The sequence below is a fragment of the Moraxella sp. CTOTU48717 genome (genome assembly GCF_032057165.1).
Classification (GTDB): domain Bacteria; phylum Pseudomonadota; class Gammaproteobacteria; order Pseudomonadales; family Moraxellaceae; genus Faucicola; species Faucicola tetraodonis.
Map to the genome: position 1 here is coordinate 131454 of NZ_DAMBBC010000003.1, position 18946 is coordinate 150399.

At 44.2% G+C, this 18946-nt stretch carries 20 protein-coding genes; 9 read left to right on the forward strand and 11 right to left on the reverse strand.

Annotation, left to right across the window (positions count from 1 at the left end):
* The first annotated feature begins 4 nt into the window (after positions 1-4).
* Together mraY and RT084_RS03480 are read left to right on the forward strand one after the other, a co-directional pair.
* A complete protein-coding gene (mraY, locus tag RT084_RS03475) occupies positions 5-1123 on the forward strand; it encodes a phospho-N-acetylmuramoyl-pentapeptide-transferase (protein WP_050324892.1) in 1119 nt (372 codons plus the stop codon).
* Between the two features lie 67 nt (positions 1124-1190).
* Entirely contained in the window at positions 1191-2087 is an 897-nt protein-coding gene (locus RT084_RS03480) for a putative RNA methyltransferase (protein WP_312384771.1), read from the forward strand.
* 44 nt (positions 2088-2131) lie between these two features.
* Here RT084_RS03480 and xerD read toward each other — a convergent pair whose 3' ends face one another.
* From xerD to recN, 6 genes are all read right to left on the reverse strand, one after another.
* Positions 2132-3076: a site-specific tyrosine recombinase XerD gene (gene xerD / locus RT084_RS03485; protein ID WP_312384773.1), complete on the reverse strand. Its 945-nt coding sequence runs from the start codon at positions 3074-3076 to the stop codon at positions 2132-2134.
* A 36-nt stretch (positions 3077-3112) separates the two neighbouring features.
* The gene (tusA, locus tag RT084_RS03490; RefSeq protein WP_144918506.1) at positions 3113-3385 is read right to left on the reverse strand and encodes a sulfurtransferase TusA; all 273 of its coding nucleotides are present in this window, start codon (positions 3383-3385) and stop codon (positions 3113-3115) included.
* Positions 3378-3830, reverse strand: a complete 453-nt coding sequence (locus RT084_RS03495) for a hypothetical protein (protein ID WP_144918507.1) — start codon at positions 3828-3830, stop codon at positions 3378-3380. Before RT084_RS03495 ends, tusA begins: the two co-directional genes overlap by 8 nt.
* Entirely contained in the window at positions 3827-4312 is a 486-nt protein-coding gene (gene ruvX / locus RT084_RS03500) for a Holliday junction resolvase RuvX (protein ID WP_063619555.1), read from the reverse strand. The genes RT084_RS03495 and ruvX overlap by 4 nt, the downstream gene beginning before the upstream one ends.
* The gene (locus tag RT084_RS03505) at positions 4305-4871 is read right to left on the reverse strand and encodes a YqgE/AlgH family protein (RefSeq protein WP_312384778.1); all 567 of its coding nucleotides are present in this window, start codon (positions 4869-4871) and stop codon (positions 4305-4307) included. Before RT084_RS03505 ends, ruvX begins: the two co-directional genes overlap by 8 nt.
* Before the next feature lie 88 nt (positions 4872-4959).
* Positions 4960-6666: a DNA repair protein RecN gene (recN, locus tag RT084_RS03510; RefSeq protein ID WP_312384779.1), complete on the reverse strand. Its 1707-nt coding sequence runs from the start codon at positions 6664-6666 to the stop codon at positions 4960-4962.
* Between the two features lie 574 nt (positions 6667-7240).
* Between recN and ppnP the strand changes: the two genes are divergently transcribed.
* The 5 genes from ppnP (at position 7241) to RT084_RS03535 (ending at position 11525) form a co-directional block, all read left to right on the forward strand.
* Positions 7241-7579, forward strand: coding sequence for a pyrimidine/purine nucleoside phosphorylase (ppnP, locus tag RT084_RS03515; RefSeq protein WP_007115041.1), 339 nt, complete (start codon positions 7241-7243; stop codon positions 7577-7579).
* 61 nt (positions 7580-7640) lie between these two features.
* Positions 7641-8417, forward strand: a complete 777-nt coding sequence (gene rlmB / locus RT084_RS03520) for a 23S rRNA (guanosine(2251)-2'-O)-methyltransferase RlmB (RefSeq protein WP_062332305.1) — start codon at positions 7641-7643, stop codon at positions 8415-8417.
* Between the two features lie 75 nt (positions 8418-8492).
* A complete protein-coding gene (locus tag RT084_RS03525; protein WP_312384782.1) occupies positions 8493-9152 on the forward strand; it encodes a potassium channel family protein in 660 nt (219 codons plus the stop codon).
* Between the two features lie 33 nt (positions 9153-9185).
* Positions 9186-10583: a TrkH family potassium uptake protein gene (locus tag RT084_RS03530; RefSeq protein ID WP_312384784.1), complete on the forward strand. Its 1398-nt coding sequence runs from the start codon at positions 9186-9188 to the stop codon at positions 10581-10583.
* A 231-nt stretch (positions 10584-10814) separates the two neighbouring features.
* Entirely contained in the window at positions 10815-11525 is a 711-nt protein-coding gene (locus RT084_RS03535) for a 3'-5' exonuclease (RefSeq protein WP_312384785.1), read from the forward strand.
* Positions 11526-11575: 50 nt separating this feature from the next.
* On the opposite strand, the gene hemJ is transcribed toward RT084_RS03535, so the two are convergent.
* From hemJ to aciT, 5 genes are all read right to left on the reverse strand, one after another.
* Positions 11576-12019, reverse strand: coding sequence for a protoporphyrinogen oxidase HemJ (gene hemJ / locus RT084_RS03540; RefSeq protein WP_007115035.1), 444 nt, complete (start codon positions 12017-12019; stop codon positions 11576-11578).
* Between the two features lie 91 nt (positions 12020-12110).
* A complete protein-coding gene (locus RT084_RS03545) occupies positions 12111-13262 on the reverse strand; it encodes an aminotransferase class I/II-fold pyridoxal phosphate-dependent enzyme (protein WP_312384788.1) in 1152 nt (383 codons plus the stop codon).
* A 72-nt stretch (positions 13263-13334) separates the two neighbouring features.
* Positions 13335-14405: a biotin synthase BioB gene (gene bioB / locus RT084_RS03550; RefSeq protein ID WP_312384790.1), complete on the reverse strand. Its 1071-nt coding sequence runs from the start codon at positions 14403-14405 to the stop codon at positions 13335-13337.
* A gap of 112 nt (positions 14406-14517) precedes the next feature.
* Positions 14518-15921 carry a hypothetical protein gene (locus RT084_RS03555; RefSeq protein WP_312384808.1) on the reverse strand — a complete coding sequence of 468 codons (1404 nt, stop codon included), beginning with the start codon at positions 15919-15921 and terminating at the stop codon, positions 14518-14520.
* A gap of 338 nt (positions 15922-16259) precedes the next feature.
* Positions 16260-16694: an AciT family ciprofloxacin tolerance protein gene (gene aciT, locus RT084_RS03560; protein WP_312384810.1), complete on the reverse strand. Its 435-nt coding sequence runs from the start codon at positions 16692-16694 to the stop codon at positions 16260-16262.
* 584 nt (positions 16695-17278) lie between these two features.
* On the opposite strand from aciT, the gene glyQ reads away from it, so the two are divergent.
* Both glyQ and RT084_RS03570 read left to right on the forward strand, forming a co-directional pair.
* On the forward strand, positions 17279-18205 hold the full coding sequence (gene glyQ / locus RT084_RS03565) for a glycine--tRNA ligase subunit alpha (protein ID WP_313097693.1): 927 nt from the start codon (positions 17279-17281) through the stop codon (positions 18203-18205).
* Positions 18206-18211: 6 nt separating this feature from the next.
* Complete coding sequence (locus RT084_RS03570; protein ID WP_313097686.1) at positions 18212-18913, forward strand: DUF4145 domain-containing protein; 702 nt, start codon at positions 18212-18214, stop codon at positions 18911-18913.
* The last annotated feature ends 33 nt before the right edge of the window (positions 18914-18946 follow it).

Genomic DNA, 18946 nt, shown 5'->3' on the forward strand with positions numbered 1-18946 from the left:
ACTCGTGCTATTGTGGTTATTTGAATGGCTAAGCCAATTTTATTCCCCATTTTCGGCTGTGTCATCGCTGACCTTACGTGTTTTATTAGCGGTGCTGACTGCGCTGGGTATCAGTATGGTGTTTGGTGGACGCGTTATTGAACGGCTGCGTGCGCTCAAATATGGACAAGCCATTCGTAACGATGGCCCACAGAGCCACCTTGCCAAAACAGGCACACCCACCATGGGCGGGATTTTGATTTTGGGCAGTATTTTGGTGACCACGCTATTGTGGGCGAATCTAACCAACCCCTACGTATGGATTTTGATGGTGGTCTTGGTGATTTTTGGCGCGGTGGGCTGGGCAGATGACTGGCTGAAAATCAAATATAAAGACCCAAAAGGCTTGATTGCGCGCAAAAAATATTTTTGGTTGTCGGTTGGCGCTTTATTTGTTGGTGTATCCTTATACTGGATTGCCAGTCAGCAGCCGCATGTGGCGACAGCTCACGCCATGCAAGATTTACTGATTCCGTTATTTAAAAACGTGTCGATTCCTTTCTCCGCTGTACCATTGGGTTTGGCGTTTATTATCTTTACTTATTTTGTGATTAATGGCACCTCAAATGCGGTCAACTTAACCGATGGTTTGGATGGTCTTGCCATTTTTCCTGTGGTGTTGGTCGCCGCAGGCTTAGGGGTGTTTGCTTATGTGTCAGGGGATTTTCGCTTTGCTGAATATCTCCACGTGCCTTATATTGCTTATAATAGCGATGTGACAGTTGTGTGTGGTGCCATGGTTGGGGCAGGCTTAGGGTTTTTATGGTTTAATGCCCATCCCGCCCAAGTGTTTATGGGCGATGTTGGTGCATTAGCCTTGGGCGCGATGCTTGGCACCATTGCTGTGATGACGCGCCAAGAGATTGTGCTGTTCATCATGGGTGGTTTATTTGTGGCAGAAGCCGTATCGGTCATGCTACAAGTAGGCTCTTACAAACTTCGTAAAAAACGCATCTTTCGCATGGCGCCGCTGCATCACCATTTTGAAGAAGGTGGCTGGAAAGAAACCCAAGTGGTTACCCGTTTTTGGATTATTACCATTGTCTTGGTGATCTTAGGGCTGATGACGTTGAAACTTCGCTAATTTTGCTACGTTCGCTAACGGCGCTTTGCATCAATTGGGTTTTTAACAGCTTTTTTGAGATATTTTTATGGTGGCATTGCCTTCAACATTTTCTGCAAATTTTCGCTGCCCGATTTGCCAAAGTCCGCTAAAGGTGGGTGAAAAAGTTTGGCAATGCACGGGTGAAAATCCGCAGCAGCGGCAACATGATTTTGATGTCGCCAAACAAGGGTATGTGAATCTACTGCCGGTGCAAAATAAGCATAGCAAAAACCCTGGCGATAGTGATGAGTCGATTATGGCGCGTCGTCGTTTTCTACAAGCGGGGTTTTATCAGTCGCTGCAAGATGGGCTGTATGACTTTTGCAAAGGGCTATTATCCTCCCAACCATCGGTAAATTGGCTAGACATTGGCTGTGGCGAGGGGTATTACACTGAGCGATTTTTACAGCTTAACCCAAGTAAATTAGTCGCGCTTGATATCAGCAAACCTGCCGTACTCGCCACTGCCAAACGACTTAAACCAATTAGCACGGCCACACAAAAATATTGCTTAGTGGCATCTGCTTCGCAAGTACCATTGGCCAATCAGGCGGTGAGTATATTGACCAGTATTTTTAGCCCGATTTTGGCGGATGAATTTCATCGGTTGGTCAGCGATCAGGGCTTTTTAGTGATTGCCAAGCCTGCCGTCAATCACTTGATTGAGATGCGTGACGGGTTATTTGAACAAATCGTGGCGCACGACTCAGACAAATTTATCGATGAATTAGCACCGTATTTTGCGTTGGTTAAGCAAACGCGGGTGGAAACCACGATTTCACTTACCGCTGCGCAGTTACAAGATTTATTGACTATGACGCCCTATGCGTTTCGGGCGCAGCCAGCCAGACGTGAAGCATTAATCGACCGCTGCGAGCAGGCAGGGTCAATGCGCTTTACTACGGATTTTATGATTTATGGGTTTCAAAAAATTTGTCTGTAAAAAAGCGCCCGTCAGTGGGCTATTTTTTTACCTTACAAACAGCCCTAAGCGCGCGGATGATGCTGCTGATGCAGCTGTTGCAGTCTTGCCGTAGCTACATGGGTATAGATTTGGGTAGTTGATAAATCACTGTGACCCAATAACATCTGTACACTGCGCAAGTCAGCGCCGTGATTGAGCAAATGAGTAGCAAAGGCATGACGTAAGGTATGCGGAGAAATTTCGCTGTCGATGCCGGCTTGCTTGGCGTAGCGTTTAATGACATACCAAAAGTTTTGGCGGGTCATATAGCCGCCTTGTTGGGTCAAAAATACCGCTTGGCAGCGACTTTCTCGGCCATTTTTCATGATACATAATTGCGGTCGCGCCAGGGTCAAATAATCGGTCAATACATCAATCGCCACTTCGCCAAGGGGTACCAGCCGAGTCTTATCGCCTTTACCGGTAACCTGTAACCAGCCAGCATTGAGATTGACTTCACTGAGCGACAAATGAATAAGCTCAGAGACACGCAGCCCGCAGGCATAGAGCACTTCAAACATGGCTTGGTCACGCATGCCCAAAGGGGTCGATGTATCTGGGCTGGCAAGTAGGGCATCGACATCACTTTCGGATAAATCTTTGGGCAGCGCGCGCCCAAGTTTTGGGGTCTTGATATGCTCACACGGGTTGTCATCACGCTGATTGGCGTTGATTTGCCATAAAAAAAACTGTTTGAGCGATGATAAGGCACGCGCTTGGCTGCGCGCTGTTTTGCCTTGTTTATAGAGCGCCGCTAGGCAAGCCAACACGTCACTGGCGTCCCAACGGGTGATGGCTTTGCTACAGGTGGTTTCACACAGCATCAAGTCACGAATATAAGCATTGCGCGTATTGGTGGCAAGTCCCCGCGTAAGCAATTCTTGGCGAAACTGCTGAATATAACTGGGCTCATCATGAAGGTGTAAGGCTTTGACTTGGCGAGGTTGGCGCGCGGGGACTTGGGACATAAATGACTTGAAATCTCGGGATAAGGGGGTGTTTTTTTAACCAGCTTTTTTCTTAATCCAGTAATGATACACATTGGCATACGGATCAGGATTTTGATGTTGTTGCGGGTTGATGATGTCTTGCCGTTCGATAAGTTCATGCCCCAGATGGCGACAAAAATTGGGGATATCGCGCGTGGTCGCAGGGTCAGTGGCGATGACGTGAATCACCTCTCCCGACTGCGCTTTACGAACAGTTTTATGCAGCAGCATAATCGGCTCTGGACAAATCAGCCCTTGGGTATCGAGTTGGTAATTGGCATCAGGCATGTTGAGTCTCTGTTTGTTGACTTTCTTGGATAAAATTAAAAAAACGGGTTAAATTGGCTTTAAACATAAACGCCACCCCAATCCAGGCGGCTAGGGCGACATAGCTACTGATAACAAACAAGCCAAATCCCATACCGATACACAGCGCAAGCATGCTCGGCTGGCTTAAACGGTAACGGTATAAAATAAACGCCACATAGCAGGATAGCGGTATGGTCAGTCCAACAAGTCCGTAAGGCACCCAATGAAACAAAGTATAAATCGTTTGACTGTCCTTAAACTGTGACAAGCTCTTTAGGGTACCAAATAATAAAAATAGCGCAATTGCCAAATAAACCAGATAAATTGACCATTTGTTGAGTCGCTGTGCGTGTTCAATCAAACCAAGAATAGGGGCAGAAAAGCCTTTGGTCGTTGGCGTAGCAGGCACATTTAATTGAGTCATGATAACAGCGCTCCTTCGCCACTTCTAAGCCAACTGCCAAGCATAATTGCCGAGGCGATACTATCAATCGGCTCTTTGTCACTTTTGATTAACCCATATTCCCAAGCCAAATTTTTGGCTTCACGGCTAGTTAAGCGCTCATCCGCCAAAATAATCGGGCGTGGTCGATGCGCTTCCTCGAGCTGGTGCTTGAGCCTACGAGCAAATTTTTTGGCACGATTGCCAAGCTCAGATGCAGTGCCATCCATATTTAGCGGCAAACCGATGATGATGGTACTCACTTGCCATGACTCGATAATTTTTAGCAATTCATCCCAATTGGGTTTGCCATTATCCATTTTAAACTGCATCAACGGGCTTGCGGTTTGGGTTAAGGTATTGCCCAAGGCGATACCCATTTTTGCGATGCCAAAATCAAGCCCCATCACCGTTTCGATAGTATGGGTGTGATGGGTATCTTGCGCCATAGTCAGGTTAAGCATGGCCGATATCCGTACTCAGTTTGTTAAAATCAACGCCCAACTGCTGAGCGGCGACTTGCCAGCGAGTCTGATGGTCGATATCAAACAATAGCCCCATTGATGCCGGCAAAACAAACCAATCGCCTTGGTTGATTTCTTCTTCTAGCTGCCTTTTTCCCCAGCTGGCATGACCCAGACAAAGCTCAAAATGCTCAACGCCTTGACCATTGGCGATACTTTGTAAAATATCCTTGCTAGTGGTGATACAGACGTTTTCGGTGATGGCAAACGAAGATACCCAATCAGGCTGTCCCGTATGCAGCACAAACCCAACTTCCGGGTTCATGGGACCGCCATCTAAGGGCAATTTTCGGTGCAAGTCGGTAATTGTTACATCAATATTTAATTCTTCAAACAATTTGGCGACGTTGCTGGTGTCGATGGGTTTGTTAACTACCAGCCCTAACGTGCCTTGTTGGTCTTGACGGCAAATATACACCAAAGATTGATAGAAAATCCCGCCGTCAATATTGGGCGAGGCTATCAAAAAATGGTTGGTAAGATTTTGGTTTTTTGACATTCAGTGGCATACCTAATTAAAAGCGACATACATTAAAAACGATAAGCATTAAAAACGATAAACATTAAAAGCGACAGGCAATATTAAATTAACTGACACGGCGACTTGCTAGCAAGCTACGCGCGTGTTTGAGCGTGTCTTCGGTGATATTGACCCCGCCCGACATGCGCGCTAATTCCTGCACTTGCTCATCGCCCGACAGAATTTTTAAGTGAGACTGGGCTTTCTCTTGCTGGGTTTTGTACACCAAAATATGCTGATGGGCTTGTGCCGCGACTTGCGATTGGTGAGTGATCGCAATGATTTGTTGTTCTTCACCCAGTTCACGCAGTAATTCGCCCACCACTTGCGCCGTGCCACCACTGATACCCACATCCACTTCATCAAATACCAATAACTGACGGGTGGTCGTTGCCATATCGGTGGTCGTATTACGGCAAACCCCTTGCGCATCAATGACTTGCATGATAAGCGCTAGCCGTGATAATTCACCGCCTGAGGCGATTTTGTGAATCGGTTGCATCGGCATGCCGACATTGGCACTAAATAGCAGTTCAATTTGCGATAACCCGATACTTTGCGGTTTATCAAGGGGGGTAAATTCAAATGCTGCCTGCACATTGGGCAATGCCAATGCTTTTAACCGTGCGACTAGGGCTTCAGCTAATGTCTTGGCATTGGCTTGGCGACTGTCATCCAACGCTTGGGCTTTTTGCAAGTAGGCTTGATAAGCTTCTTCAATTTGCTCTGCCATCGCTTCAGGCGACATCACCGATTGCAAATCATCTAATTGCTGCTGCCAGGCTTGGCTGTCTTCAACAAGGCTTTCAGGGGTGGTGTGATATTTCCGCGCCAGTCGGTGGAACGTCGATAACTGCTCATCAAGTAACGCTAACCGCTTGGGGTCAAGGCTTTGCCCTTCGGCATAATTGCTCAAGGTGCTAGCGACTTCAGCGATTTGGGTATGTGCTGAGTACAACTGTTCAACGCAATCCGCATAGGTTTGGCTAAGCCCGGTCTGCGCTTCACACAGTTTAATCGCCCGATTAAGCAAGCCTATCACATCGGGCTCATCGCTGTCATTATCGAGTAGTTGCACCGACAAGGCGGCTTGCTGCATGAGGTTTTCAAGGTTAGACAATTCATCGTATTCAGCTTCAAGTTCACTATATAAGACAGTGGCAATTGGCTCAATATCGGCTAATTGATTGCTCAATAGCTGAATTTGCTGCTGGCGCAATTGCTCATCTTTAGCGTGCTGCGCGGCTTGTGATTTAAGGCGTTCGTACTGCAAAAAAGCCTGTTTCACGTCGTTTGCTTGGCTGTTTAATCCCGTAGCGCTATCCAGCCATTCCATCACAAATTGCGGACGCAGCAAACTTTGCTGGGCATGTTGGCTGTGAATATTGACCAGTAACCCACCTAAAGTTTTAAGCTCATTCATACTAATGGGCATGCCATTGAGCCAAGCTTTACTACGAAGCGTACCGTTTTGGTTAGCAAGTTGCCGGCGAATCAGCAGCGTATCATCTTCAAATGGGTAATTTTGCTCACTAAGCCATGCCATGACTTCGGGTAATTGACCGATATTAAATTCTGCAAAAGCGTCTGCCGTGGTCTGTCCATGCCGAATCAAACCTGCGTCACTACGGCCACCCACGCACAAGGTCAAGGCGTCAAGCAATAGTGATTTACCAGCACCTGTCTCGCCAGTGATAATGTTAAATCCAGCATTCATCTCAACCTCAGCATTGGTGACGAGGGCTAAATTTTGTAAGGTTAACTGTGTCAGCATATCAATCCTATCATTGACGTTAAGAGTGGCACATTGGCGGTCAAATTTGCAAAAACTTTATTGTAACCTTGTCATGAAAAGCTCACAATAATCCTAGACAAGTCTTCAAAAATCAGTAAAAATTCCATCTAGCTGTTTCACACTAAACAATAGCATAATTGGGACAATTACAAAATAAGCAACGCAAAAATCCAACTTTCAGTCAGCTGGGTATCTTTGATGGGTATCTGTGTCTAGCAATCTTCGCCTAGTCAAGTTGAGGGCGGTTTCATCGATTGTCATAAAACATAGATTGTCATAAAAGTTGACTAAATTTGATGATATTCTATTGGTCTAAACAACGTCTGCACAAGGATAACGGAACATAATTTTTTATCAACCGTTAACAATCTATCGGCAATACCATTGGCTGATTGCGACAAGTCACGGACTGCGTTTGATTATAAAACCCATTTGTCGATTAAAAAAAGCGGGTTGCCGCAAAACGACTTGCCCATCTTTATAATTCTTTATAATTTTTTATAACAAGGCAGCGTTATCAAGTCAACTGACTGTGTATTTTAAGGAGAATCTCATGACGTCACCTAATCGTTTCGACCATGTATCGGTAGAAAAAATAGCGAATGTTTACTATGAAGGTCGTACTTTTAGTCGGACCGTTTGGTTTGAAGATGGACGCAAAAAAATGCTAGGAATCGTGCTACCTTGTGATGCCGATGTGCCCGCCTATGAATTTAAAACCGACTCATCTGAACGTATCGAAATTTTGGCAGGTGAGTGTGAAGTCAAACTGGCAGGCGAGGAAGAATTTACTTATTACCGTGCCGGTCAAGCGTTCTTGGTCGAAGGGCATAGCAGTTATGAGCTACGTAATGAAGCAGTCGTGCAGTACATTTGCCACCTAGAAGGCTAGCGAATAATATACAAAGCTAGGGGCAAGGCAAATATAAAATCGAAAAAAAGGGTCATCAATCATGGCAAAACCGAGTTATTTTTATGGCATTCATGCCGTGCAATCCATCTTGCAACACCGCGGTATCGATGGGTTGACACTCTTTATTCAAGACGGTAAAAAACAAGATGATGCCACGGTAGCCAACATCACTGAGCTTGCCCAAACCTACGGGATTGCGATACAAATCAGCGCCAAAGACAAACTCACCAAGCTTGCAGAAAGTCCGCAGCATCAAGGCGTGGTATTGCAAGCCCGCCCTGCTGAACTCCAAGATGAGGCAGATCTCAAATACTTAGTTGACAAACATCAAGCCGAGCGAAAACCGCTATTACTACTGGTACTTGATCAAATCACCGACCCGAACAACCTTGGCGCGTGTTTGCGTACCGCCGTGGCAATGGGTGTCTCAGCCGTCATTATTCCCAAAAATCATAGCTCAAGCATTACCCCAGCCGTGGCAAAAGTCGCCGTCGGTGCGGTGGAATTAATTCCTTTTATCCAAGTCACTAATCTTGCGCGTACGCTCACTGACATCAAAAAACAAGGGGTGTTTGTGTTTGGTACGGCACTTGATGATACGGCAAAGCCCGTGCAAGACTGTGATTTGACAGGTGATGTGGCGATTGTGATGGGCTCAGAAGGTGACGGTATTCGCCGTTTGACCGCAGATACCTGCGACCAGCTGGTTTATATCCCGATGCCCGGCAATGAACATGGGCAAATCCAAAGTTTAAATGTCAGTGTCGCCACTGGCATGGTGCTGTACGAAGCCAGTCGCCAGCGCGCTAAAAAATAATGAGAAAATATGTTATCTGTATTGATGATTTAAAAAAAATTGCTCAGGAAGTGGGCTAAGAAAGGAAAAATCAAAATGCAATTTGCCATTATCGGACTGGGTGTTTTTGGTATTACCTGCGCTAAAGAGCTTGAAAAATTGGGCAACCAAGTCCTAGCGATTGATATTGATGAAAAACTGGTCGATGACATCAGTGAACATGTCACCCGTGCCGTGATTGCTGATGCCACCGACAAAGACACCATAGAAGAGCTTGACCTTGCAAGTTTCGACGGCGTGCTCGTGAGCATTGGTGATAACCTTGAAGCCAGCTTGCTATGTACACTCAACCTACTAAGCCTAAACGTACAAAACCTATGGGTGAAAGCCAAAACCGACTCCCATCACCAAATCCTAAAAAGCTTAGGCGTGAATAATATTATTCACCCCGAACAAGACATGGGGATTCGTATTGCCCAAAAAATGAACTATCCGATGGTCAAACAATACATGGCATTGGGTGACGAGCAGTTTTTGGTTCGTCTAGACCCGCCTGAGCAGTGGCGAGGGCACCCGTGGTCGGATGTACAGCACAACCATCCTGATATTACTTTTATCATGCTAAAACGCAACCAGCAAATCTTTAACCAATTACCCGATGGCTTTTTCTTTCAAGGTGGGGATAAATTGGTGGTGGGTGGTGATACCCAAGCGCTGCGTCGCCTTGCCAAAGTCATTCGCCAAACGGCTATTTAGCCCACCACTCACGTAAAAAAGGTAATTGTAGATATGCCGTTTCGTGAAGTCAAAAAAGGCGACAAAGCAAAGATTGTTGATAAATCAAAACCCAGTGCTCACGACCTAGAGCCGCCTACCAAACAGGGACTGCAGTTGTCCTCGCCTGCGATTTTGTCCTTGGGGTTTTTAGCGTTAATTGTGATGGGGACGGTTTTGCTGTCATTGCCAATCGCAACAATTCAACCGATTAGTCTGTTAGCAGCAGCCTTTACCGCGACGTCTGCGGTGACCGTCACGGGACTAAATGTCGTAGATACCGCTAACTATACCACGTTTGGACAACTGGTGATTGCCGCGCTGATTCAATTTGGCGGGCTAGGTTTTATGACCTTTGCGATTTTGGTATTGACCAGTTTGCAAGGTAAAATGGGATTATCCGGCTCAATCACGGCGCAGGAAGCGTTGGGTACCCATAGCAACCAAATTGGTAGTACAGCCAAAGCGGTAATCAAAATTGCCTTTATCACCGAGAGCTTGGGTTTTTTAGGATTAACGCTATTTTTAGCACCGCTAAAAGGGCTAAAAGATGCGATGTATGAAGCATTTTTTCTGTGTATCTCAGCGTTTAACAATGCAGGTTTTGCGCTAAATGGCAACAATATGACTGCCTATGTGCACCAGCCGATGATTAGTTTTATCATAAGCTTGCTTATTATCACGGGCGGCATCGGGTTTTTGGTGATTTTAGATATCATCAAACACAAGCGCTGGCAAAAATTTACCCTGCACACCAAAGTCATGGTTTTGGGCACACTAGCGCTCAATATCATTGGTTGTATGGGGTATTGGTTACTTGAGCGTCATAACGCCAAAACGATTGGCGGATTGAGCGAAGCTGGGCAGTGGTTTGCATCTTGGTTTATGGCGGTGACGTCACGTACCGCAGGTTTTAATAATATTGATTATAGCCAAGTGACAGATGCCAGTACGTTATTGACCTTTATATTGATGTTTATTGGCGCAGGCTCAATGTCCACAGGTGGCGGTATCAAAATCGGCACGTTTGTGGTTATCCTAGCATCGACTAGGGCATATTTGCGTCAGCACCCGCAAGTGACGATTTTTCATCGTGCTATCTCTGATCACTTGGTAAAAAAATCGTTTGCGGTGATGAGCACCTCGATTTTGATGATTGCTTTAGCGGCGTTTATTTTAACCATATGTGAGCCAGAAGGGCACTTGGTTGATATTTTATTTGAAGTGATATCAGCATCGTCAACGGTCGGGTTATCGCGAAATTTCACCCCGACCTTGAGTGAGCCTGGGCAATGTGTGATTATGTTTATGATGTATATGGGGCGTCTTGGACCGTTAACCTTGGCGTATTTTATCGCAACCCCTAAGCCGACCCGTATTCGTTACCCTGAGACCCATACCCTTGTTGGTTGAGTTGGCGCCCTTATTGGCTAAGTTGGCTAATTTAACAGGGTTAGTGAAGCAGCAAAGACCAAGCAGAACCTTTAGACAGCGATTGATGTAGATAGCGATTGGTGCACCCAAGATACTAAAAATAAGATACCGAAAACCCAAGATACTGAAAACCTAACGAAGCTATCGCCAAATCGTGTATGATGATTGTCTACAACGGGTGAATTGAGCGATTTAGTAAGTTTTAAGGTTATGAGTAGTTATATTTTAGATACAGAAGCGCATGGATTGGTTGAGCCACATGCAACCGAAATTGCCTACATTGGCGTGGTGTTTAGTCCAGCAGGCGAGCTGATATTACAGACCCACAACGCCTTTGAGCAGCGCTTTAACCCACACAAAAAAATTACTTTGGGCAGCCAAGCCATCACAGGGATTTTTGACGACGATGTGGCAGACAAGCCGCCGCATACTGATTTTCAGTTACCAGAAGACTGCGAGTATCTGATTGGGCACAATATCGACTTTGATGCTGACGTGCTGACCAATGCTGACTGTGATTTATCAAACATTAAGCGTATTTGCACTTTGGCACTGGCGCGGCATTTTTTCCCGCAGCTAGATAGCCATAGTTTGGGTGCGCTACTGTGTTTTTTTGAGCCGCAGGTTGCCAAAAAAAATATCAAATTCGCGCATGGTGCCAAATACGATATTTGGTTTACTTTTTTGGTATTAAAAGCTATCTGCTCTCAGCATCGTATCACCGATATGGCACAGCTGTATCAAGCCAGTGAACATGCCCGAAAACCCACGGTAATACGCTTTGGCAAACATAAAGGGGTTGCTATTAAAGACTTGCCGCCTGATTATGTCGATTGGCTGCTCAAACAAGCTGACCTTGACCCGTATTTACACCTTGCGCTCACCGAAAATAGCGCAGGCAATCATGGCAACCTTCTATGATTGAACCCTTGCGCTATGATTTAACCCTAACCCATGAAGTGCCAAAATGATTACGCGCCAAATTGCGGTTTAACAATCACCAAAATCACCACGGCGACTAAAATAAACACAGGCACCTCATTAAACCACCGCCAAAAAACATGGGTTTTATAGTTAGGGTTGTCAATCAGTTTTAAGCGAAATCGACCACAAGCTACATGATATACCGTCAACGCAATGACGCAGGCTAGCTTAATATGTAGCCAAACTTGGGTTTTATAACTGTCCCAATTGGGTAGCAGCATACACAAACCAAAAATCCAAGTGGCAATCATCGCAGGTGTCATGATGCCGCGATACAGTTTACGCTCCATCAATGCAAATCGCTCTTGACTGATTTTATCGGCACTCATGGCATGATACACAAACAAGCGTGGTAGATAAAAAATCGCGGCAAACCAACACACCAATGAAATCACATGCCAGGCTTTAAACCATAAAAAATATTCTGTCATTGCTTACCCCGATGATGATGCAACTAAATAAGCTTAACCTAAATCAGCTTACTCTAAATAACCTTGTCCTAAAAAAGTCTGCAAATAGCCGTTATTTTAAAGTCTGCATGACAGCAAGTAAATCCGAGATTTGTTGTTCACTATGACGAGCACTCACGCAAAAGCGTAGCCGTGCTGTGCCTACCGGCACCGTAGGTGGACGGATTGCCGAGACCCAAAAACCGCGAGATTTTAACGCGTTGGCAAGCTGCAGGGTTCTATCATTATTGCCAATGACCACAGGAATAATGGCGGTGGTCGGTATTTGATTATCAATACCTACTTGCCAATTTTGCTGCAATAGCCCTTGACTGAGCTGCTTGATGTTAGCAAGTAATTGGTCACTGCGCAACGTATCAGTTTGTGAGATGGCAATGCTAGTTTTTGTCACGCTGGCAAGCACAGGGGGCATCGCCGTGGTATAAATAAATGAACGGGCAAAATTGACCACATAGTCAATCAACTCACTCGAACCTGCGACAAATGCGCCACTAGTACCTATCGCTTTACCAAAGGTACCGATATAGATATCCGCTTGCGGTTGGGCTTTTTTATAAGCCTGATAGGGCAGACCAAAACCGTGGGCATCATCTACCATCAAGGCGCATTCATAGCGAACCGCTAACGCATGCAGCGCATCCAAATCGGCAATGGTACCATCCATACTAAAAATATGATCGGTGACAATCAGTTTTTGCTTAGCGCTACTTTGCGACAGCAGCTGTTCTAATTGGCTATAATTGCGATGCCCAAAACGCATGACTTTGGCACGGCTAAGGATTGCCCCATCGACAATGGAGGCATGGTTGAGCTTATCGCTAAAAATCACGCTGTCTTTACCACACAACGCTTGAATCACACCGACATTTGCCATATACCCTGTGCTAAAAGCTAATGCCCGTTCATAACCTGTCACTTGGGCAAGGATGGTATCCAATTGTTCATGCCAAAGCGTATGCCCCGTAATCAGGTGCGATGCGCCACTACCCACTTGCTGGATGGTTTTTGCAGCTTGGCTAAACGCTTGTATGAGCTGCGGGTCGGTGGCAAGTCCCAAATAATCGTTGCTGGCAAAGTTGACGTAGGTTTTGCCATCTACGTCAATGGTGGGCGTCACGCCTTGACTAATGGGCGTCAGTTGACGATACAGGTCTTTTTGGCGCTGTTCATCAAGGGCTGATTGAAGGGCAAAATTGGCTAACATACTGTTGGACTCTGTTAAAGCATCGTTAAAGCATCTAAGAAAAAACCGCCACTTCGGCGGTTTGTTGGGCTATTAAACGACAGCCAAACTCCCGATGCGACCATTCATCGCATTGGTCACCGGGATTTGTCTAGGCTCGGCTTGTTCAACCGTCAACCCTAAATCGGCAATCAACTGATCATCATGGTTGGTGGTAGCATTATCGGTGGTCAATAAACGATTCCCATAAAAGAAAGAATTGGCACCTGCCATAAACAACATGGCTTGCTCGGCATCGGTTAAGCCTTCACGACCTGCGGCAATACGCACATAGCTAGTTGGGCAAGCAAGGCGCGTGACAGCAATGGTGCGAATCCACTCAAGCACAGGCAAGCGCGTGCCTTGCAGCTGATCGGCAATCGGTGTGCCTTCGATGGGTACCAGCATATTGATTGGTACCGATTCAGGGGGTTTTGGCAGATTAGCCAGTTCTGTGAGTAGATTGATGCGGTCATCACGACTTTCACCCATACCGATGATACCACCTGAGCAAATATTAATGCCTGCTTGACGCACATGGTCAAGGGTAGTTAGGCGGTCATCATAACTACGGGTGGAGACGATATGGTCATAGTATTCGCGTGAGGTATCAAGGTTATGGTTGTAGTAATCCAGTCCCGCCTCAGCAAGTACTTGCGCTTGGTTACCCGATAACATCCCAAGCGTCATACAAGTTTCTAACCCTAATGCTTTGACTTCTTTAATCAGCTCAACCACATAGGGCATATCTTTATCGTTTGGGTGCTTCCACGCCGCACCCATACAAAAACGGCTAGAGCCTGCTGCTTTGGCTTTTTTGGCCTCGATAATCGCTTTTTCTATTTCGATTTTCTTTTCAGGTTGTAAGTCGGTGCTATGGTGTCCTGACTGTGAGCAATAGCCGCAATCTTCAGGACAGTTGCCTGTTTTTATTGATAGCAGGGTACTGATTTGTACCGCATTGGGTGGAAAGTGTTCGCGAAGTTTATTTTGCGCGAGCAACAGTAAATCCATCAAAGGTAATTCAAACCAAGCTTGGATTTGCTCGCGAGTTGGGCGGCTTTGGGTGGTCAGTGTGGTGCCAATCGGTTGCTCTGATTGTTGAATTGCTAATAAGTCTGCCATGACAGCTATAATCCTAATTAAAACAAAGCTAAAAATGATAAAAGGTGTCTCATCATACCAAAAAAAAACAACCACCTAAAGTGATTGTTTTTTATCATTTAATGACAATGGCTTACTTGTCTTGAGAGCTATCACCACGGGTAATGGAAATATTGGTGATAGGTGATTTATCATCAGTGACTGCGCTAGTTTTGACATTGTCGGCAATGACCTCATCAGACGCATGCTTTGCCTCAATTTCAGCAGATTTACGCAGCGCAGGCGTTAAGTTGTCATTATCGGCTGATTTGGCAAACACGTTGTCAGGACGGATACTATCATCATCTGCCGTACTATCTTGAGCGTTAGTAGTATCTTTAGCCGCTTCATACTTCTCTTCGATGGCTTTATTATCGGATGCATCAGAATCACTCGTCGTTTCATCGGTCAGCTTTTGCTTAGCTTGTTCGACTTTATCTTTTGCCTCGCTGACTTTTTCTTTGGCTTCATCGTTTAGCGCATCTAGTTTGTCATCGGCTTGGGTTTTTAATTCCTCAACCTTTGATTTAGCATCATCTAGTTTTTCACCGGCCAAGCTCTTAACATCGGCTAATTTTTCAGCTGCTTGGTCTTTGACGTCTTCAAGCTTGGTTTTAGCATCCGCAAGTTTATCATCTTTGGCTGCTTTTGCTTCATCAAGCTTTTCAGTGGCAGTTTCTTTAGCGTCATCAATTTTATCAGCCGCTTGCGCTTTAACCTCATCCAACTTTTCTTTGGTTTCGCCAAGTTTTTCGTTAGCGGTGTCTTTAATATCCGCTAATTTTCCGCTCGCATCTTCTTTGAGTGCATCGATTTTTTCTTTGGCTTCGGTTTTTAGCTCATCAAATTTTTCCACCGCATCATCTTTAATTTCAGCCGCTTTCGCCTTAAGGGTGTCTAATTTGCTCGTAGCTTCAGAATCACTGTCAGCATTGACATCTTTGGTGTTGGCTTCATTAAAGTATTTGCTGCTACCAGATGCTTTACCCGCGCTCGCGCCCCCAATCATTGCTAGGGCTTTGCTGCAAAGTTCTTTAGCAAAAGGTGTGGCTTTTTCAATCAAGGGTTTTGCTTGTTCAACCACAGGTTTAAGTGGCTCAGGTACTTTTGGCACAATAAATTTTGCGATTTGGTTAAACCACATCAGCAGTGAATAATCACCGGACATTTTTAAGTCACCATTTTGGATGCCCGTCATAAATGCCGTCGCCTCACCTTTAGTGAGCAATTTCACACCCGTCATTGAGTCTTTAAAGGTAATCGTCAATGTTGGCTCTTTGGCTGGACCTGCATGTTGGCTAAAAGTACCGTTATTAATCTCATAATAGCGTGACGTTTGTTCCGCGTCGCTGCCGAGTTGAATGGTAAAATTACGGTTTTCTAATAAGCCTTTAAATTTGTCATCGCCCATTTTGGCAAGTTGGGTTAGACGCAAGCCAACGGCAAACAATAATACGTCAAGGGGATCTGATTTGATTTGGGTTAATTGAGATAACATACGTGTCCTCCAAAATTATAGATTTTATAGATATTGCAATACGCAAGGTCTTTTAATAAATGATAATAATTAAGTCATTCACTTCAAAGAGATTATAATTCGCTACTACAAAGGATTTAATAGCTTTGTTATAAAATATATTATAAGGGCATCGATGCCAAGTTACAGTAATGTTTAACATACCAGTATCATTTTTTGTAATCAAAGCGTTTGATTTGTGTATTTGAGCGACGTTAGACAGCGAGCCTTTTACCTTTTATCAAGCTAAAGCGCATAAAAAACCCATCAACATGATGGGTTAAATAACTTGCTATAGCGATAAGGTGGCGAGGTTGTTATTAGTTTTTTGAGTCAAACACAGAGGCATGACGAACAAAGTTTTGATGAAAATCGGTATCTTTTTCTAACACCACAGGACGATGACCGGCGCTCATTTGGACACTGCTTTTTAACCTGGTTTGGTAAGTAGTAGCTTGACTCGCCGCTTTATTAAACTTGGGTTTTCCATTTAACGCTATCACAATCGGAATCATTGATAGACCAATTGCCGCCACATACGCATCCGTGCCAGTCAACGATGACAGCGTGACCACTGCCCAGTGCAAGCCTTCCACCGAAATCCAGTACACCATGCCCAACATAAAATAGCCCAATACAAAACGGTAAGGGGTAAACGCAATCGCTAGCATACCGACAGTCACTAGAACGATTAAAAACAACCAGTTAGAAGTTAACGACGTAGCAGCTAATAATAGACTTGCCGAAATAAGCATGGTTGACCTCATGAAAAGTTATTGAAAACAACTACTTAACATAAATTAAGTAAAAGCTTGTGTAGGTTATTATGGCGATAAAAGATGAAAATTAAAAGTCAAAACCCAACTAAAACGACATTGGATGACGTATCAAATTTGGCTGATTTATCTTAAAAAAAAGCGATTAAAAAGGCTAAAACCGGCTAAAAAAAGCTAACAATCAATCGTCGAAATCACTTGTTCAAGGGTAACAGGAATTTTCGTAAATCTAGTAAAAAAGTGCTAAAATGCGGTAACTGATTTGTCGCGAAATGTATATTGTTTTAATGCTTTGTAGTTTTGCCAACCCCTTAATTTTCTCAATAACCATGACTATATATCTAGCTAAAAAACTGGATAAGTTTGCTATTTTGGGCGTTTTAAGTAAAAATATCGTTCGGCAATTGTACCGCCTATTTTAAGGGCTATTTGCGACGCAAAAAAATTTAAATTTTTAATGTGACTAATTAAAAAAACTGACGCTTTATCAAAATCACGTGGACAACTATTTTGATAAACACAGTTTGCCTAATCACCGACTATATAGTGGTAATTCTCGTATGATGACGTTTCAACAATTGATTTTAACTTTGCAAAATTATTGGGCAGAAAAAGGCTGTGTGGTGTTACAGCCTTACGATATGGAAATGGGTGCAGGCACGTTTCATACCGCCACTTTCTTACGAGCATTAGGTCCAGAGCGTTGGCATGCCGCCTATGTGCAGCCATCACGCCGTCCCACGGATGGTCGCTATGGCGACAACCCAAACCGGTTACAACATTATTATCAGTTCCAAGTGGTACTCAAACCCAATCCACCTGATATTCAAGAATTGTACTTGGGGTCACTCAAAGCAATTGGCATTGATACCTTAACGCATGATGTACGCTTTGTAGAAGACAACTGGGAGTCACCAACGCTTGGCGCATGGGGACTTGGTTGGGAAGTTTGGCTAAATGGTATGGAAGTTACCCAGTTTACTTACTTCCAGCAAGTCGGTGGTATTGAGTGTTTCCCAGTGACAGGAGAAATCACGTACGGTCTTGAGCGCCTTGCCATGTATATCCAAGGCGTGGACAGTGTGTATGACTTGGTATGGACGGATGGCGAATTTGGTCGTGTCACTTATGGTGATGTATTCCACCAAAATGAAGTGGAACAATCGACCTACAACTTTGAACATGCCGATGTGGCAAAAATGTTTGAGTTGTTTGATTTTTATGAAAGCCAAGCTGACAAATTGGTCGGTCTTAATCTGCCGCTGCCTGCGTATGAAATGGTGCTTAAAGCGTCACATACCTTTAACTTGTTGGATGCACGTGGGGCAATTTCAGTCACTGAGCGTCAGCGCTTTATCTTGCGTGTGCGTACCTTGGCGCGTAAAGTGGCACAAAGCTATGTGGAAGCCCGTGCAAAACTTGGTTTCCCACTTGCGGATGAAGCCCATCGTCAAGAAGCCTTGGATAAATATTTGCCGAAAGCTGAGTAAGTTAAAATGGCAGAAAATACACATATTACTAGCTATTGTAAATCATGTGGGAAAGACACAAATCAACTTATCGTTAAAGAATACTTTGTACCATATGACCCTAATGATTATCCAGAAGAGCTATATTATCAAATTATAAAATGTGCAGGTTGCGATTATGTTTCTTTCAGAATAATGCAAATTGATTTGCAGAATGAGCACTATGATTTTAATGGTGATTTATATTACCCGAAAAATGTTACCAATTATCCCGTTCCCTTGAAAGGACATAAAGAATTTCAATGGTTTGAGTTAGCTGAATTGCCAATAATTGTAAAAAGTATTTATCAGAATACTCTCAAAAGCTATGCAAATGATTCGAAAATTCTAACAGGAATAGGGCTTAGAACTTGCATAGAAGCAGTTTGTAATGATAAAGGAATTGAGGGTAAATCACTCGAAAGTCGTATTAATAAACTTAAAACTAGCGGATTTATTTCCATTAGTGATACCAATCATCTCCATGGAATACGTTTTATGGGTAATGACTCAGCCCATGACATAAAGCAACCAAATGATAGAGAATTAGAAATAGCTTTAAGAATAGTCGAGCATTTATTGAGTAGTATTTATATATTACCAAAAATTTCAAATGGTACACTTCAAACAGTAATTGATAATTATAAAGATTTTAAAACATTATTGATTAAGGTACTCCCCAATGTCTAGACCAAATAATCACAAAATTAAGATAGAATTGGG

Excerpts from the sequence above, each read along its gene's own strand:
- ruvX (WP_063619555.1), bottom strand. The coding sequence starts at position 4,312 with ATGCTTAACCTGACTATGGCGCAAGATACCCATCACACCCATACTATC.
- aciT (WP_312384810.1), bottom strand. The coding sequence starts at position 16,694 with ATGCTTATTTCGGCAAGTCTATTATTAGCTGCTACGTCGTTAACTTCT.
- tusA (WP_144918506.1), bottom strand. The coding sequence starts at position 3,385 with ATGCCTGATGCCAATTACCAACTCGATACCCAAGGGCTGATTTGTCCA.
- RT084_RS03535 (WP_312384785.1), top strand. The coding sequence starts at position 10,815 with ATGAGTAGTTATATTTTAGATACAGAAGCGCATGGATTGGTTGAGCCA.
- RT084_RS03525 (WP_312384782.1), top strand. The coding sequence starts at position 8,493 with ATGCAATTTGCCATTATCGGACTGGGTGTTTTTGGTATTACCTGCGCT.
- hemJ (WP_007115035.1), bottom strand. The coding sequence starts at position 12,019 with ATGACAGAATATTTTTTATGGTTTAAAGCCTGGCATGTGATTTCATTG.
- rlmB (WP_062332305.1), top strand. The coding sequence starts at position 7,641 with ATGGCAAAACCGAGTTATTTTTATGGCATTCATGCCGTGCAATCCATC.
- ppnP (WP_007115041.1), top strand. The coding sequence starts at position 7,241 with ATGACGTCACCTAATCGTTTCGACCATGTATCGGTAGAAAAAATAGCG.
- RT084_RS03480 (WP_312384771.1), top strand. The coding sequence starts at position 1,191 with ATGGTGGCATTGCCTTCAACATTTTCTGCAAATTTTCGCTGCCCGATT.
- RT084_RS03570 (WP_313097686.1), top strand. The coding sequence starts at position 18,212 with ATGGCAGAAAATACACATATTACTAGCTATTGTAAATCATGTGGGAAA.
- bioB (WP_312384790.1), bottom strand. The coding sequence starts at position 14,405 with ATGGCAGACTTATTAGCAATTCAACAATCAGAGCAACCGATTGGCACC.
- RT084_RS03505 (WP_312384778.1), bottom strand. The coding sequence starts at position 4,871 with ATGTCAAAAAACCAAAATCTTACCAACCATTTTTTGATAGCCTCGCCC.
- glyQ (WP_313097693.1), top strand. The coding sequence starts at position 17,279 with ATGACGTTTCAACAATTGATTTTAACTTTGCAAAATTATTGGGCAGAA.
- RT084_RS03555 (WP_312384808.1), bottom strand. The coding sequence starts at position 15,921 with ATGTTATCTCAATTAACCCAAATCAAATCAGATCCCCTTGACGTATTA.
- RT084_RS03545 (WP_312384788.1), bottom strand. The coding sequence starts at position 13,262 with ATGTTAGCCAATTTTGCCCTTCAATCAGCCCTTGATGAACAGCGCCAA.
- RT084_RS03530 (WP_312384784.1), top strand. The coding sequence starts at position 9,186 with ATGCCGTTTCGTGAAGTCAAAAAAGGCGACAAAGCAAAGATTGTTGAT.
- recN (WP_312384779.1), bottom strand. The coding sequence starts at position 6,666 with ATGCTGACACAGTTAACCTTACAAAATTTAGCCCTCGTCACCAATGCT.
- xerD (WP_312384773.1), bottom strand. The coding sequence starts at position 3,076 with ATGTCCCAAGTCCCCGCGCGCCAACCTCGCCAAGTCAAAGCCTTACAC.
- RT084_RS03495 (WP_144918507.1), bottom strand. The coding sequence starts at position 3,830 with ATGACTCAATTAAATGTGCCTGCTACGCCAACGACCAAAGGCTTTTCT.